Genomic DNA, 16,099 nt, shown 5'->3' with positions numbered 1-16,099 from the left:
CCGGTGAACCGCAGGCCATTACCATCGCGGAGTGACCGATATCGCCGCTCAGACTCAGTCCTCGTTGGTGAAGATCATCGCCGCACGGCAGGTGAAGGGCCGCGTGCCCGGCATCGTCGGCGGCGTCGCGCGGGAGGGGGTGCTCGCGTGGTCGGCCGGTGTCGGCTCGGCTGACGTCGGCTCGCCCGGGGTGGCGCCGACGGCCGACTCGCAGTTCCTGATCGCCTCGCAGAGCAAGACCCTGACGGCCGTGCTGATCATGGCGCTGCGCGACGAGGGCAAGCTCAGCCTGGACGACCTGCTGGAAAAGCACATCCCGGAGAGCAAGCACCACGGCATCACCATCCGGCAGATGCTCAGCCACGTCACCGGTATGCAGCGCGAGCCCGTCGACGAGGTCTGGTCGGTGTTCGAGTTCCCCGATCGCGCCCAGCTCATCACCGGCTGGAACGACGCCGAGCGCGTGGGCCGCCCGCACGATCGCTGGCACTACTCGAACCTGGTCTACTCCCTGCTCGGCGAGCTCGTGGCCCGCCTGGACGGACGCGACTGGATGGACTCGATCCGGGCCCGCATTCTCGAACCGCTCGAGATGCGCCGTACGTCGCTCGGCTTCGACGGTGGTCCCGCCGCCACCGGGTACTACGTACCGCCGTACAGCGACGTGCCCGTGCTGGAGCCGGTGTTCGACCTGGGCGCGATGGCGGCCTGCGGCGGTCTGGCCAGTACGGCGGAGGACCTCGCGAAATGGACGTCGTTCGTGGCGAACCCGGTGGACGAGGTGCTCGCGCCGGACACCCTCGAGGAGATGTGCCAGCCGCAGATCATGGCGGACGTGGACCAGTGGACGCTCGGGTTCGGCCTCGGCTTCATGCTGCTGCGTCAGGGTGAGCGGGTGCTGGTCGGTCATACCGGCGGAATGCCCGGCCACATCACCGGCAGCTTCGTGCACCGCCCGTCGGGTACGGCCGGGATCGCCCTGATGAACTCGACCTCCGCGCCGGACCCCGCCGGTCTGGCGGCCGCGCTCGCGCTGGAGGTGCTCGACAACGATCCGCTGCCCGACGCGCCGTGGATGCCCGGCACGTCCGTACCGGCTGAGTTCACCGGGCTGCTCGGGACCTGGTTCTCGGAGGGACAGCCCTACGTGTTCTTCGTGGTGGACGGCCGGCTGCACGCGCGCGGCGCCGCGGCCCCCGCGCACAAGCCACCGTCGGTGTTCACGCCGGTGGGCGAGGACCTCTACCGGACGGAAGCGGGTCGAGAGCGAGGCGAACTACTGCGTATCGCTCGCGACCCGTCCGGCGCGGTCAAGACGTTGCACTGGGCAACCTACTTGTTCACGCGTGAGCCCTACGCCTTCGGCGAATGGCTTAAGTAGCAGGCGATTCCGCCGCCACCTCGTAGCTGGTGATGCCGTCCAGCAGTTCCCGGATGGCGTCCAGGTGACCGAGGTGGCGCGCGGTCTCCTCGATCAGGTGCAACAGGATGTACCGCACGGAGGCGGCTTCGCCCTTGCCCGGGTTCTTCTCCAGGTCGTCGAGCGAATGGCTCGCCGCGATCGCGTTCGACCGGGCCCACTCCTCGTCGTACTCGTCGAGCAACTGGTCCAACGGTACGTCGTCCACGAACATCTCCGCATCGACGTGACCACCTTCCTTCCACGGCGTCTGGTCCGTTTCGGGAATTCCCAGCAGGTTGAGGTGGAACCACGCGTACTCCACCCAGCGAAGATGCGCGACGACTCCCGCCATCGTCATCAACGGCGACGCCGGCAATACCGGCCGATGCGCGTCGGCCTCGCTCAACCCCTGGCACTTCATCCGGACCAACCGGCGCTGGTGATCCAGCATGCCGACGATCTGGCTTCTCTCGTCGCCCGTACGCGGCGCACGTGTACTCGATGGCACTGCCAACTCCCACTGTTCGTCATCAGCCGCGGGCCTCACCACCGCCGGCCTCGAATCAGCCGAGAGAACGACGGCAAGACAGCGCGACACCAAAACCCTTCACCACGCCACCCCCTCTCCGTCTCCCACCCACCCTAACCTTCGAGTCATCCACAGTCGCCTGCTTTTGCCGTGTACGGATCCCTTTCCGCCCACGAATGGACGCCTCTGCCCGCGAGTGGTCGCGTCAGAACCGCTGCCCCATGCCGCTACCTGGTTTCAGCGCGGCTACCGGCTTTCGTCAGGGCCGCTGCCGGATTTTGTGTCGGCTGCCCGGCTGCAACCATGTAGCGGCGCCAGAACTCGGCAGCCAACCCTCACCGCACGAATTCGCGAAGCGCGCGCGGACGCGACCACTCGTGGAGGGGTGTGCAGACGCGACCAGGGTTGGCGCGGGAGGCGCTGGCGGCGTCCGGGCTGAGGTGCCGAAGCGGGCGAGTTCCGGAATCAGGCGGTGGTGGTTAGCTGGGACTTGATCGGGGGTTTGAGGACTTTGCCTACTTTGGAGCGGGGGAGGTCGGGCCAGATTTCGATTTGCTTGGGGGTTTTGACGCTGCCCAGCAGGGCTTTCACGTGGGATTGGGCCTCGGCCGGGGTGAGGGTGGCGTGGGGGTGGAGTTGCAGTACGGCGGTGACGCGTTCGCCCCATTTGTCGTCGGGCAGGCCGATGACGGCGCAGTCCTGAATGGCGGGATGGGTGAGCAGGGCCTGTTCGACCTCGGCGGAGTAGACGTTGAAACCGCCGGTGATGATCATGTCCTTGGCCCGGTCGACGATGGACAGGTAGTTGTCCGCGTCGAGGTAACCGATGTCGCCGGTGTGGTGCCAGCCGTGGCGGCTCGCGTCGGCGGTGGCGACCGGGTCGCGGTAGTAGCCGGCCATCACCAGTGAGCCGCGTACGACGATCTCGCCGCGTTCGCCGGTGGGCAGCAGGTTGCCGGCGTCGTCCATGATCGCGACCTGGACGAGTGGGCTCGGACGGCCCGCGGTGGTGAAACGTTCGACCGCCTGGCTGCCGTCCGGTCGGAAGTGGTCGGCCGGGGCCATCGTGGCGATCATCATCGGCGCCTCGCTTTGGCCGAACAGCTGTGCCATCACCGGGCCGATCCGGGTCAGCGCCTCGCTCAGCCGGGCCGACGACATGGGCGCGGCGCCGTACCAGAAGCACCGGAGGGAGGTCAGGTCCGTGTCGTCGAGCGCGGGATGTGCGAGCAGCATGTAGATCAGCGTCGGCGGGAGGAACGTGTGGGTAACCCGCTGTGCCGCGATCAAGTCCAGGAACGACGTCAGGTCGGGCGCGGGCATGATCACGATCTCCCCGCCGAGCGTGAGCACCGGGAAGCACAACACCCCGGCGGCGTGGGTCAATGGCGCCAGCGCGAGGTAGACCGGGCGTTCGCCGAAGGGATAGCTCATCAACGTAATGGCGGACATCGTTTCGAGGTTGCGCCCGGTCAGTGGCACGCCCTTCGGCCGGCCCGTCGTACCGCCCGTCGCGACCAGCAGGGCGAGGTCGTCGAGCGGCTCGCACTCGAACGGCTCGGCCGGTACGTCGCCCAGCCAGCGGGTCAGACCGGTCGCGACGGCGGGTTCCGCGTCGAGGCAGATCAGCGTGGTGAGGCCGGGGAGCCCGGGCAGAATCCGTTCCACCAAAGGGAGAAACGCCTGCTGGAAGATCAGCGTCGAGCAGTCGAAGGTGTGCAGGAGTTCGCGATTCTCCAGTGCCTCGTTCCGCGGATTGACCGGGCACCAGACCGCGCCGGCCCGGGAGATACCGAAAACACACGCGAAGGCGATCGGGTTGTTGGCCGAGAGGATCGCGACCTTGTCACCAGGGCGTACGCCTGAGCGGTGCAACGCGCGGGCCACCTGCCAGGACAACTCCTGCACCTCGCCGTACGTCAGTGAAGTGCCGGACATCGTCAGGCAGGGCGCGGACGCCCCGAGCGAGGTGCCCTTGTCGAGGTAGTCGAAGAGCCGCACGGCCACTCCTCCAAAAGGGTGCGGGGTGGCCCGCGCACCAGCTCAGTGATGAACCGTGAGGACCGGTTCGAGGACCAGGCCGAAGCTGCGCAGCGCGCCGAGCAGCCGGCGGTGTCCGAAGGCCTGACAAGCCGACGCAAGCCCAGCACGCCGTGGAGGCTCCTGCAGCAGGGAGTTCGCTGCGAACGCCTGCAGTAGGCCTGTCTGCTTGTAGTTGCTGTTCCCGTAGATGACGCAATGCGCCCGCCCAAGTGGCCCAGAGGCGTGTACCGAGTCGAGCGAGGTGTTGAGGCGTGGGTTCTCCCTAGGCGGCATGCCCGCTTGGACCGACGCGGCGACCTCGGCGAGCGCGCCATCCTGTTGTTCGGGCGGCAGCGTCTTGATCTGCGATTCGACCATCTGAACCGCGTCGACGACTCCCTGCATCACGGCCCGATCGAACACCCCGCCCGCGACCTTGACCGTCGCAACTCGCGGATCCTGCTGGAACCACACCGGGTGGCTCGTACCGCCCCAGGGCAGTGCGAGCGCTGTAGCGTGCTGACCCGGTACGGCGACCTCGAACGTGGTCAGAGGATCCCACTTCTGCAGCTGGTTCTCTTCCAGGTAGTGCCAGTCTGCCTTGAGGATCGTGAAGATGGTCTGGGTCGAGGCGTAGGTCGGGAAACCCTTCCACAGCACAAGAATGTCGAGCGTGTCGAGCCCAGGCGTCTCCAGGCAGATGTTCGCCGCGATCTCGCCGGTGGTGTACATCTGGGCCACGCCGGGCGACAGCAGCAAGCCTTCCGCGGCGAACGCGTCGCCCCAGCGGGCCCGCGCGTCGAGCAGCCAGTCCTGTTCGCCGGTGGTGTCCAGGTAGTGGCAGCCCGCGGCGAGACTGGCCTCGACCACCTCCGGGCCGTACTTCACGAACGGGCCGACCATGTTGCTCACGACCTTCGCCCCGCTGAACAACTCGGTCAGCGCACTGACCTCGTGCTCCACCTCGACGATCTCGTGATCGACCGTGTCGATACCGGGCACCTTGCTGAGCACGTCCTTGATCCGCGCGCCATCCCGGCCGGCCGCGATGAAGGGAATGTTGAACTCGCGCAGGTACTCGCAGACCAACCGGCCGGTGTATCCCGAAGCGCCGTAAACGACGACTGGCTTGCGCATGGTCACATCCCCATTCCGCCGTCGACCGGCAGACCGGCACCGGTGATGAATCGGGCCGCGTCCGAGGCCAGGAAGACCACCGCGTCGGCCATGTCCGAGACCTCGCCGAGCCGTCCCAGCGGAGTCAGCCCGATCACGTCGCCAACGGCCGCCTCCGCTGATGGCCAGAGCCCGAGCGTGACCATATCGTCGGCGAGCTTCATGCCCATCTCGGTCGGCACCAGGCCGGGATAGATGCAGTTGACCCGTACGCCGTACCCGAGCTTTCCGGACTCCAGCGCCGCCACCCGGGTAAGCCGATCGACCGCGGCCTTCGTCGCGGAGTAACCGGCGATACCGGGGAACGGGATCGTGGCGGCGACCGAGGAGATGTTGATGACGGCGCCACCCGCGCCGGCCGGACCGCCCGGGCGCATCGCGCGGAACGCGTGCTTCACCCCGAGCGCGGCGCCGAGCACGTTGACCTGCAACATGCTGGTCACGTCCTGCGGATCGAGGTCGATCACCAGTCCCGACAGCTCGATTCCGGCGTTGTTCACCAGGATGTCAAGCCCATCGAGCTCGCTCACCGTGGTCGCGATCGCGTTCTGCCAACTGTCGTCATCGGTCACGTCGAGCGGTACGAATCCGGCCACCGCGCCCGCGTCGCGCAAGGTGTCCGCGGTCTTCTGGCCGGTGTCGGTCTGGATGTCGGCGATCATCACGCTCGCGCCGGCTTTGGCGAGCGCCTCGGCCATACCGGCTCCAAGTCCCTGCGCGCCACCGGTCACAAGTGCCTTGCGGCCTGTCAGGTCGAACTGAGTCATCTCGGGGTCCTCCTAGGAACGCGGGAACAACCTCAGCGTCACCGAACTCTGGACACTCGTCAAGAGTTTCTTGGACAAGTGTCAAGTTTTTCCCTGGTTCGGGCTAAACTGCTTAGGCAGCCCTTAGAAAGGCCTGACCGTGACCGAGGTGGAAGACCGGATCTCACGCCGGCAGGTGGACAAGTTCGCGGAGCGCCGCGCGCAACTGGCCACCTCCGCTCTGCATACCCTCTCCGAGCTCGGTTATGCCCGCACGAGCCTGCGGGAGATCGCGCAGAATTCCGAGTTCTCGCACGGCGTGCTGCACTACTACTTCCGCGACAAGGTCGAGCTGATCACGTACTGCGTCAAGCAGTACAAGGCCGAGTGCGTGACCCGGTACGACCACATCGTCGCGACGGCGACCACCGCCGACGCCCTGTGCAAGGATTTCGGCATCGCCCTGGCCGGCACGTTGCGCGACGACGGCGCCATGCACCGCCTTTGGTACGACCTGCGTAACCAGAGCCTGTTCGACGAGTCGTTCCGCGCGGACGTGCACGAGATCGACAAGACGCTCGAAGAGATGATCTGGCGAATCGTCAGCACTTACGGCGAACTGAGCGAAGCCCCGATCACCGTTCCCCCCGCCACGGCGTACGGCATCTTCGACGGCCTCTTCCAGCAAGGCCTGCTCCGCTACCTCTCCGGCCGCCAGGAAGCCCTCGAAGAACTCTCCACCGCCGTCCAGCAAACCCTGCCCAAACTCCTGCTCTAGCGCGCCACCCGCATTCATTCGTCGGAATCCACCCCTCGACTCGAGCGGACCGATGCACGCAGGCGGTCGGGGTCGAGTGCGTACGCGTCCACTCGTGGACGGGTGGGGCGCATCGGCGCGCAGGCCGACATCGGCCGTACGGCGTCCCGGCCGCGTCCGGCAGTTCGCATCCTGCGTCCGAGTGTTCGCATTTCACGTCCGACCGTGCGCCTTGAGCGGGGCCTTCGGGCAGTCCGCGCGCGGAGCAGCCTCGCTGGGGACGCCTGTCACGCCGAGCCGCCGTACTGGGGACACCTTGTGGGAGCCGAGCACCCCTAACCGCTTCCGGGCAGGGGTAATAACCCCAGCTAGGACGCCGTTCCCATGCCGGGACACTGTTTCCCCTGCTAGGACAGCGGACCCGGGCGAAGTGGGCGTTGCCAACCCGTCGGGGTGATCAGCGGGTGTCGTGGATGCGTTTGGCTTTGCCCAGGGAGCGTTCCAGGGCGTGCGGCGGGACTACCTCGATCGTGGCGGTGACGCCGATACGGTCCTTGATGCGACGAGCTAAGGCGGTCGCGAGGGGTTCCGGGTCCACCATGCCGGGAGCGGCTTCGACCTTGACGGTGAGTTCGTCCATCCGGGCGGGGCGGCTCAGCACGCACAGGTAGTGCGGCGTAAGGCCTTCGATCGTGAGGATCTGCTCCTCGATCTGGGTAGGGAACACGTTCACCCCGCGGACGATCATCATGTCGTCGGTGCGGCCGGTGATCTTCTCCATCCGGCGCATGCCGGGCCGCGCGGTTCCAGGCAGCAGCCGGGTCAGGTCGCGCGTGCGGTAACGCAGTACGGGGAAGGCCTGCTTTGTCAGCGTGGTGAAGACCAGTTCGCCGATCTCGCCGTCCGGTAGTACCTCTCCGGTGACCGGGTCGATGATCTCCGGATAGAAGTGGTCCTCCCAGATGTGCAGGCCGTCCTTGGTCTCGACGCATTCCTGCGCTACGCCCGGGCCCATCACCTCGGACAGGCCGTAGATGTCGACGGCGTGCATCCCGGTCCGGGTCTCGACCTCGGCGCGCATCTGCTCGGTCCACGGTTCGGCGCCGAAAATGCCCACCCGCAACGAGGTCGAGGTGGGATCGATGCCCCGGGCAACCATCTCGTCGAGAATGGCGAGGAAGTACGACGGCGTCACCATGATCACCGCGGCGCCGAAGTCCCGGATCAGGTCGACCTGCCGCTCGGTCATGCCGCCGGACACCGGGACCACCGTGCAGCCGAGGCGTTCCGCGCCGTAGTGCGCGCCGAGTCCACCGGTGAACAGCCCGTAGCCATAAGCGACGTGGCAGACATCTCCGGCCCGTCCGCCCGCGGCGCGGATCGAACGGGCCATCAATCCGGCCCACGTGTCGACGTCCGCGGCGGTGTAACCGACCACCGTCGGCCGCCCGGTCGTGCCCGACGAGGCGTGGATCCGGACCACCTCGGAGCGCGGTACGGCGAACATGCCGAACGGGTAGTTCTCCCGCAGGTCCGCTTTGGTGGTGAACGGCAACCGCGCCAGGTCCGCGAACGACTTCAGGTCATCCGGCGCGAAGCCCACGCCGTCGAGCGCGGCCCGGTAGTGCGGCACGTTCTCGTACGTCGCCCGCAGCGTCGCGCGTAATCCCGCCAGCTGCCGCTCGCGAAGTTCGTCGATCGAAAGGCGCTCGCCGGGATCCAGCAGTTCGGCCGGACAGGCCTCGCCGAGCAAGGTCATGGCCGTTCCAGCAGGGTCGCGATGCCCTGGCCCACCCCGATGCACATGGTGGCGAGCGCGTAGCGGCCCTGGCGGTGCCGGAGCTCCAGCGCGGCGGTCAAAGCGAGCCGGGCGCCGCTCATACCGAGTGGATGACCGAGGGCGATTCCGCCGCCGTTGGGGTTGACGTGTTCGGCGTCGTCGGGCAGCCCGAGCCGGCGCAACACCGCGAGCGCCTGCGACGCGAAGGCCTCGTTCAACTCGACCACGTCCACGTCCGCGAGGCCAACGCCGTACCGCTCCAGCAGTTTCGTGGTGGCCGGGGCAGGGCCGATGCCCATGATGCGAGGCGGTACGCCGGCCGCGGCCGTGCCGACAACCCGGGCAAGCGGGGTCAGGCCGTACCGTTCGACGGCCTCGCCGCTCATCACCAGCAGCGCGGCGGCGCCATCGTTCACGCCCGAGGCGTTCCCGGCGGTCACGGTGCCGTCGGTTTTGAACGGCGTCTTCAACCGGCCGAGGGCCTCGATCGAGGTTTCGCGCGGGTGTTCGTCCACCGACACCACGACGGGTTGACGGCCCGGCACGGTGACGGGTGTGAGCTCTTCGGTGAGACGGCCGTTCGCGATGGCCTTGGCGGCTCGTTGCTGGCTGCGCAGGGCGAACTCGTCCTGATCGGCGCGGGAGATGCCGAAGTCGGCGGCGACGTTCTCGGCGGTCTCCGGCATCGAGTCGATGCCGTACTGCTCCTTGAGTACCGGGTTCACGAACCGCCAGCCGATGGTGGTGTCGTAGATCTCCGCGTTCCGGCCGAACGCGGTGGTTGCCTTGGGCATCACAAAAGGTGCCCTCGACATCGATTCGACGCCGCCGGCGATCACGATGTCGTTGTCTCCGGCAACGATCGATCGGGCGGCGGCGGCAACGGCGTCCAAACCCGAACCACACAAGCGATTCAGCGTCGAACCAGGCACGCTCTCGGGTAGGCCAGCGAGCAGAACGGCCATCCGGGCGACGTTGCGGTTGTCCTCGCCGGCCTGGTTCGCGCAGCCCAGCACGACGTCGTCGATCGCCGCCGGATCCACCGGCGTACGCGCCATCAGCGCGCGGATCGCGTGCGCCGCGAGATCGTCCGGGCGGACCGCGGCGAGCGCGCCGCCGTACCGGCCGATCGGGGTGCGAATGCCGTCGACGAGATAGGCCTGCCGGATGGTCATGCGTGCTCCTCCACAATGGTGCCGCCGATCTGACGGCTCCGGCCGCGGAATTCCGCGATCAACTGCTCGCCACACCGAACGGTGACGTCGTAGATGCCGTTCCGTCCGTACGACGCCCGCTCGGCCGCCTCGGCCACCAGCAGGTCGCCGCGGCGCGCGGGCGCCACGAACACGATGTCGCAACCCTGCGCCACGGTCGAGACGTTGCGCGAGTTACAGGCAAAGGCGAAGGCAGAGTCCGCGAGGGTGAAGACCAGCCCGCCGTGGGCGATGCCGTGCCCGTTCACCATGTCGTCGCGGACCTTCATCTCCAGCTTCGCGTAGCCCGGGCCGACGTCGGCCAGCCGCATGCCCAGCCCGGCGCTGGCGGCATCCGCCGCCCACATCGCCGCAGCCACCCGCTCAGCCAACTCAAGGCCCGGCTCAGCCACCTCGGCGGCCGGCCCGGCGATGGGTTCAGACATGTCGGCGGCAGGCCTTGTGGCAGGCCTTGTGGCAGGCCTTGTGGCAGGCCTTGTGGCAGGCCTTGTGGCAGGCCTTGTGGCAGGCACAGTGACCGGCTCAGCGGCCAGTTCGTCGTCCACGAGACCACCTTCTTGTGACACTACGTTCACGAATCGGCAATTGACTGTAACATCGAGGCTGTCCCTACGCTGATCAGACGACCCCGACCGACTCTGGAGCGCTCATGACCTCGGCACCCGCAGCCCCCGCCGCTTCCGACTGGCTGGCTGCCCATCGCGAACGGCTCGACGGAGCCCTGGCGGCGATCCACAGCCGGGGTTACTACTCCGCCTTCCCCGAGTCGCCCAGCCCGCGCGTGTACGGCGAGACCGCCGCCGCGGACGGCCAGGCGGCGTTCGAGGCCCACCGCGGTACGACGTACGACCTCAGCACGCCGGGAGCCGGCAACACGGTCAGCAGCGAGCGGTCGCCGTTCGGCATCCCGCTTGACGTGCAGTACCCGCATGTCACCGAGGACGGTCTGGACGAGCTGCTCGCAGCGGCTGGCGCGGGCCTGACCGGCTGGCGCCAGGCTGGGGTCGACGGACGGGTCGGCGTCGGCCTGGAGATCCTGGACCGGCTGCACAAGCGCGTGTTCGAGCTGGCGTACGCCGTTCAGCACACCAGTGGTCAGGCCTTCGTGATGGCGTTCCAGGCCGGCGGGGCGCACGCGCTGGACCGGGCGCTGGAGGCGATCGCCTACGCGCACGAGGAGATGAGCCGCTACCCGGCGACGGCCGAGTGGACCAAGCCCGCCAAGGGCGACCCGATCCGGCTGGAGAAGAACTTCACCGTGGTCGGCCGCGGCGTCGCACTGGTGATCGGCTGCAACACCTTCCCGACCTGGAACTCCTGGCCCGGCCTGTTCGCGTCGCTGGTCACCGGTAACGCGGTCGTGGTGAAGCCGCACCCGCTCGCGGTCCTGCCGCTCGCGATCACCGTGTCGGTCTGCCGCGAGGTTCTGGCCGAGGCTGGTTACGACCCGAACCTCGTCACCCTCGCCTGCGAGCACCCCGGTGACGGTCTGGCCAAGCCGCTCGCCACCCGGCCCGAGATCAAGCTGATCGACTTCACCGGCGGCAACGAGTTCGGCGAATGGCTCGAGCAGAACGCCAAGCAGGCCACGGTGTTCACCGAGAAGGCCGGCGTGAACGCGGTGGTGATCGACTCGACCGATTCGTTCAAGGCGCTGACCGGCAACCTGGCCTTCACCCTGTCGCTGTACTCGGGCCAGATGTGCACCACCACGCAGAACCTGTTCATTCCGGCCGACGGCATCGAGACCGACGAGGGCCACAAGAGCTTCGACGAGGTCGCCGCCGGTCTCGCGAAGGCGATCGACCGCCTGCTCGGCGACGACGCCCGCGCGGTCGAACTGCTCGGCGGCATCGTCAACGAAGGCGTGATCAACCGCCTCGAGCTGGCCCCGGAGTACGGCGATGTGGTGCTGGCCTCGCGGGCGATCGAGCACCCGGCGTTCCCCGACGCGGTTGTCCGGACGCCGCTGCTGGTCGCACTGGACGGCAAGGACGAGGACACCTTCAGTCGCGAGTGCTTCGGCCCGGTCTCGTTCCTGATCCGCACCAGCGGCACGGCGGAATCGATCGAGCTGTTCGGCAAAACGGTCGCCGAGGGTGGCGCGATGACGGCAGGCGTCTACTCGACCGACGAGGCCGTGCTGGCCGACATGCGCGAGGCCGCGCTGGACGTGGGTGTCGCGCTGTCGGAGAACCTCACCGGCCAGGTCTTCGTGAACCAGTCGGCGGCCTTCAGCGACTTCCACGGCACCGGGGCGAACCCGGCCGCCAACGCGACCTACACCGACGGCGCGTATGTCGCCGGCCGGTTCCGGGTGATCCAGTCTCGTCGTCACGTTGGGTGAAGCGCCTGACGCGTAGCGATGACTTTGCGTAGAGAAATCGCGGCAATAGTCACTCTTTGTCTTCAAACCTTGCCAAGTGGCGGCGAACTCTGAATACTCTCCGTTAGTTGAGGGTGTAGTTAACGGGGGCCCTCGGCGTACGGGGGGAGATCCCGGGGGCGGGTGATCTCGGTGCGCGCGACGTCGTTGCGACCGTCGCGCGCGCCGGCGCACCCGGCGCCGATGGACGCATCCAGGCCGGCCGGGCGCGCGCCACCCGGCCGCGGCGCGGGAGCGCGCCGCCGCAGTGGATGTGGCAGGTTTGGGTCCATGCCGCTCGCTGAGGTGCTGACCTACTTCGATTCCCTGCTGGCCTTCTCCCGGAACTACCTGCGGGTCCCCGGGATCCAGGCCGCCGTCCATGCCGAAGGCCGGATCGCCTTCGCCGGGTCCTACGGCCTGGCCGATGTCGAGAACGACGTCGCGCTGACCGACCGGCACCTGTTCCGGATCGCCTCGCATTCCAAGACGTTCACCGCCACCGCGATCTTCCAGCTGCTCGAACGCGGCCGCCTTCGCCTGGATGATCAGGCCGCGCAGTACGTCGCGGAACTGACGGACCACCCGGCCGGCGGTATCACCGTTCGCGAGTTGCTCGGCCACGTCGGCGGCCTCACCCGGGACAGCGGCTCGGCCGACTTCTGGCAATTGCGCGACGCCTTCCCGGATCGCGTGCGCCTGCTGGAGATCCTGGCCGGCCCGGACGCCGACGTACTCGCGCCGAACCAACGGTTCAAGTACTCGAACATCGGTTTCGGCCTGCTCGGGCTGATCATCGAGGCCGCCACCGGTACGCCGTACAACGCCTATGTGCGCAAGGAGATCGTCGACCGGCTCGGCCTGTCCGACCTCGGCCCGGAGCTGGATCCCGACCGGCTCGGCGAATACGCCACCGGCTACAGCGCCTACGCCTACGCGGATCGGCGCGTACCGATCGATCACGTGGACACCCGCGAGCTCGCGTCCGCGACGGGCTTCTACGGTACGGCGACCGACCTCGCGTCGTACTTCGCGGCGCACCTCCCGGACGACGACCGGTTGCTGACCGAGGCCTCGAAGCGCGCGATGCGGCGGCCGCAGTGGCCGGTCAAACCGGATCAGACCGATTCGCGGTACGCCCTCGGTCTGGCCGTGCTGAAGGTCGGCGAGCGCGATCTGTACGGGCACGGCGGCGGCTATCCCGGTCACATCACCCGGTCGTTGTTCGATCCCGAGGCCGGTATCGCCGTTTCGGTGCTGACGAACGCGATCGACGGCCCGGCGCTGCAGCTCGCCCAGGCCTTCTACAAGCTGCTCGACCTCGCTCTCGACGAAAGCCCGTCGAACGACGACCCTGCGGCGGATCTGTCGCGGTTCACCGGACGGTTCGCGAACCTGTGGGGCGTCGTCGACGTGGCGCTGCTGGGCGGACGGCTTTACGCGCTACATCCGACCGAGACCGACCCGACGGCCGAGGCGCAGCCGCTCGAACTCGCGGGCGACTCGTCCCTGCGGGTGGACGGCGGCAACGGTTACGGCGCTCCCGGGGAGTGCTACGAGTACACCTTCGGCCCGAACGGCGTGACCAAGATGCGTGGGGCGAGCGGTCTCACGTACGAGCCGCTGGACACCTTCCGGCTGCCGGAGCGCGTGACCACGTAGCGTTCGGGCCATGACGATCCATGGCGAGCACCCGTTCCTGCCGCCGGAGTCCGACCGCAGCCCGGTACGCCGGTTCCGCGGCCGGTTGCCCTCGCCGGTCGGCCTGTGGACCACCTCGTACGACGGCCGGCGCGCGGGTCTGACGGTGTCGTCGATGGTGGTCGCCGACGGTGAACCCGGGCACATCCTCGGCCTGATCGACCCGGACTCCGAGCTCTGGGAGGCCCTGCGCGAGGCCGGGACCGCCGTGGTGTCGTTGCTGGGTGAGCCACATCGTCAACTGGCCGACGCCTTCGGATACGTGGCGCCCGCGCCCGGCGGGCCGTTCCGGATGGCCGAGTGGACCGAAACCGAGTGGGGTCCCGCGCTCGCGAGCGCGACGACCTGGGCCGGATGCCGGCTGGTGGATCCGGCACCACCGGAGCTGGGGTGGTCGCTTGCGGTGAGCCTGGAGATCCAGCACGTCGAACTGGCCGACGACACGCAGCCCGCGCTGGTCCACCGCCGGGGTCGCTACGGCACCGCCTGACCCCGCAGGGCATCCGGTTAGAGTCGGCAACATGCTCGCCACCACGATCCACGCGCCGTTCGACGTACGCCTGAGCGAGGTACCGGATCCGACCATCGACCAGCCGACGGATGCCATCGTGCGCATCGTGGCCGGCTGTATCTGCGGTTCGGATCTGTGGTCGTACCGCGGCGAGAACAACATCACCGCGGGGCAGCGGATCGGTCACGAGCACGTCGGCGTGGTCGAGGCGGTCGGTTCGGCGGTGCGCACGGTCAAGCCGGGTGACTTCGTGGTAACGCCGTTCATGATCAGCGACGGCAGCTGTCCGAACTGCCAGGCCGGAATGCACTCGGTCTGCAAGAACGGTGGTTTCGTCTCGAACCTGCCCGCCGATGGTGGCCAGGGCCAGTTCGCCCGCGTCCCCCAGGCCGACGGCACGCTGGTGGCCACGCCGGAAATGCCCGACCGGTCGCTGATCCCGTCCTTGCTCACGCTGTCCGACGTGATGGGTACGGGCTGGCACGCCGCCGTCTCGGCCCGCGTCCGGCCCGGGCACACCGTGGTCGTGGTGGGCGACGGCGCGGTCGGCCTCAGCGGCGTACTCGCGGCCGCGCGAATGGGCGCCGAGAAGGTTGTCGCGCTGTCCCGGCACGAACCCCGGCAACGCATCGCCCGGGAGTTCGGGGCCACGCATGTGATCGCGGAGCGCGGTGACGCCGCCGAGGCCGCCGTACTCGAGTTGACCGACGGCGTTGGCGCGGACGCCGTACTGGAGTGTGTCGGCACGGGCCAGTCGATGGCCACGGCCTTCGCGGTGGCACGACCCGGCGCGATGGTCGGCTTTGTCGGCGTGCCGCACGGAGTGGACGTGCCGATCCGGACCATGTTCAGCAAGAACGTCGGCCTGGCCGGGGGAGTCGCGCCCGTGCGGGCCTACCTGCCGGAGCTGATGGCCGACGTGCTATCCGGCGCGATCAACCCGGGATTGGTGTTCGACCAGGAGCTGCCGCTCGCCGACGTCGCCGAGGGCTACCAGTCGATGCACGAACGGCGCGCGATCAAAACTCTGCTCTGGCCGTGAAAATCGGTTACGTTGCGTAGGTGCGAACCAGCTCTCTGCTCAGTGCCCTGACCGTTTTCGCTGCCGTTGGGGTGGCTCCAGTGGCTCCAGCGACCGCATCGACGGCCGGGTCTTGTTCGCTCCGGGTGCCGGCGCGGATCGCGATCAACTCGCCGTACCAGGCGGTGAAGGTGAGCCTCGGGCCGAACTGCGCCGCCGCGGGCGTGGTGGACGCGTACTGGACGGCGTACCACCCGGTCGCGGGCGGTGCCGCGTTCGCCGCCTTCGAGACCAAGGCCCGTACCGGCGTGGTGGACGTCTACGACTTCGATCCGCTCGGGCGATGGAGCTGGCGGCCGAGCGGTGCCTTCGGCGACGGTTCGGAGCCGATCGCGCAGAACTCCCTTACCAGCATGGTGAAAGTCGCCTCCTGGTCAGGTTTGAAGGCCTCACGCGCGGGCGCCAAAGTCACCCTCACCGTCTCCGCCGCAAGGTACGCCGCGTCCCTCGACCGCCTCGTCGGCTGGGCCGCCGCCACGGGCCAACTCCAGTACAAGGTGCCGGGCACAACAACCTGGAAACCCCTCAAGTCCGTACGCACCACCAACACCGGCCACTACACCTACACCTACACAATGCCCACCCCCCGCGACTACCGCGCCGTCTTCCCCACCACCTCGCTGATCTGGAACACCACCACCCCCACCACCCGCAAATAACCCCACCCCCCGCCCACCCCCGGCTGCCCCCCGCCGCCCGACACGCCGGGCGGCGTGTGGATACCGTTCATCGGACTCTTGTGCCGCGGCGTGTCGGCGTTCATCGGACCCTTCTGACCGCGCAGGCCGAGCTGTTTCCGGCCGGGCCGTATTCCG

Annotated in this window: 14 protein-coding genes; 7 read left to right on the top strand and 7 right to left on the bottom strand. The window is 68.3% G+C overall.

Annotated elements, in window-relative coordinates:
* The first annotated feature begins 31 nt into the window (after nt 1-31).
* Nucleotides 32-1,381, top strand: coding sequence for a serine hydrolase domain-containing protein (locus ACFFGN_RS11980; protein ID WP_380046513.1), 1,350 nt, complete (start codon nt 32-34; stop codon nt 1,379-1,381).
* Here ACFFGN_RS11980 and ACFFGN_RS11975 read toward each other — a convergent pair.
* The 4 genes from ACFFGN_RS11975 to ACFFGN_RS11960 form a co-directional block, all read right to left on the bottom strand.
* Nucleotides 1,374-1,910: a DinB family protein gene (locus tag ACFFGN_RS11975; RefSeq protein ID WP_380046511.1), complete on the bottom strand. Its 537-nt coding sequence runs from the start codon at nt 1,908-1,910 to the stop codon at nt 1,374-1,376. The genes ACFFGN_RS11980 and ACFFGN_RS11975 overlap by 8 nt on opposite strands.
* A gap of 486 nt (nt 1,911-2,396) precedes the next feature.
* Nucleotides 2,397-3,932: an acyl-CoA synthetase gene (locus tag ACFFGN_RS11970; RefSeq protein ID WP_380046508.1), complete on the bottom strand. Its 1,536-nt coding sequence runs from the start codon at nt 3,930-3,932 to the stop codon at nt 2,397-2,399.
* Nucleotides 3,933-3,974: 42 nt separating this feature from the next.
* Nucleotides 3,975-5,090, bottom strand: coding sequence for a DUF5938 domain-containing protein (locus ACFFGN_RS11965; RefSeq protein WP_380046506.1), 1,116 nt, complete (start codon nt 5,088-5,090; stop codon nt 3,975-3,977).
* Nucleotides 5,091-5,092: 2 nt separating this feature from the next.
* A complete protein-coding gene (locus tag ACFFGN_RS11960; RefSeq protein WP_380046504.1) occupies nt 5,093-5,896 on the bottom strand; it encodes an SDR family NAD(P)-dependent oxidoreductase in 804 nt (267 codons plus the stop codon).
* A 139-nt stretch (nt 5,897-6,035) separates the two neighbouring features.
* Between ACFFGN_RS11960 and ACFFGN_RS11955 the strand changes: the two genes are divergently transcribed.
* Nucleotides 6,036-6,653: a TetR/AcrR family transcriptional regulator gene (locus tag ACFFGN_RS11955; RefSeq protein WP_380046502.1), complete on the top strand. Its 618-nt coding sequence runs from the start codon at nt 6,036-6,038 to the stop codon at nt 6,651-6,653.
* 436 nt (nt 6,654-7,089) lie between these two features.
* Here ACFFGN_RS11955 and paaK read toward each other — a convergent pair whose 3' ends face one another.
* The 3 genes from paaK to paaI are packed head-to-tail and all read right to left on the bottom strand — an operon-like array spanning nt 7,090 to nt 10,051.
* Complete coding sequence (paaK, locus tag ACFFGN_RS11950; RefSeq protein WP_380046500.1) at nt 7,090-8,391, bottom strand: phenylacetate--CoA ligase PaaK; 1,302 nt, start codon at nt 8,389-8,391, stop codon at nt 7,090-7,092.
* Complete coding sequence (gene pcaF / locus ACFFGN_RS11945; RefSeq protein ID WP_446685184.1) at nt 8,388-9,587, bottom strand: 3-oxoadipyl-CoA thiolase; 1,200 nt, start codon at nt 9,585-9,587, stop codon at nt 8,388-8,390. The genes paaK and pcaF overlap by 4 nt, the downstream gene beginning before the upstream one ends.
* Nucleotides 9,584-10,051 (bottom strand): hydroxyphenylacetyl-CoA thioesterase PaaI, encoded by a 468-nt coding sequence (gene paaI, locus ACFFGN_RS11940; protein WP_380046498.1) that lies wholly within the window; start codon nt 10,049-10,051, stop codon nt 9,584-9,586. Before paaI ends, pcaF begins: the two co-directional genes overlap by 4 nt.
* Before the next feature lie 224 nt (nt 10,052-10,275).
* Here paaI and paaN point away from each other — a divergent pair, with 224 nt between their 5' ends.
* The 5 genes from paaN (at nt 10,276) to ACFFGN_RS11915 (ending at nt 15,943) form a co-directional block, all read left to right on the top strand.
* Nucleotides 10,276-11,973 (top strand): phenylacetic acid degradation protein PaaN, encoded by a 1,698-nt coding sequence (gene paaN, locus ACFFGN_RS11935; protein WP_380046496.1) that lies wholly within the window; start codon nt 10,276-10,278, stop codon nt 11,971-11,973.
* A gap of 309 nt (nt 11,974-12,282) precedes the next feature.
* The gene (locus ACFFGN_RS11930; RefSeq protein WP_380046494.1) at nt 12,283-13,653 is read left to right on the top strand and encodes a serine hydrolase domain-containing protein; all 1,371 of its coding nucleotides are present in this window, start codon (nt 12,283-12,285) and stop codon (nt 13,651-13,653) included.
* 10 nt (nt 13,654-13,663) lie between these two features.
* Nucleotides 13,664-14,182, top strand: coding sequence for a flavin reductase family protein (locus ACFFGN_RS11925; protein ID WP_380046492.1), 519 nt, complete (start codon nt 13,664-13,666; stop codon nt 14,180-14,182).
* Nucleotides 14,183-14,213: 31 nt separating this feature from the next.
* Nucleotides 14,214-15,245 (top strand): zinc-dependent alcohol dehydrogenase family protein, encoded by a 1,032-nt coding sequence (locus ACFFGN_RS11920; protein WP_380046490.1) that lies wholly within the window; start codon nt 14,214-14,216, stop codon nt 15,243-15,245.
* 20 nt (nt 15,246-15,265) lie between these two features.
* Nucleotides 15,266-15,943, top strand: coding sequence for a hypothetical protein (locus ACFFGN_RS11915; protein WP_380046488.1), 678 nt, complete (start codon nt 15,266-15,268; stop codon nt 15,941-15,943).
* The last annotated feature ends 156 nt before the right edge of the window (nt 15,944-16,099 follow it).

Origin of the sequence: Kribbella deserti (genome assembly GCF_042434725.1) — a bacterium.
GTDB classification, from domain to species: Bacteria; Actinomycetota; Actinomycetes; order Propionibacteriales; family Kribbellaceae; genus Kribbella; species Kribbella deserti.
This window is presented reverse-complemented; position numbering and strand designations above follow the sequence as displayed.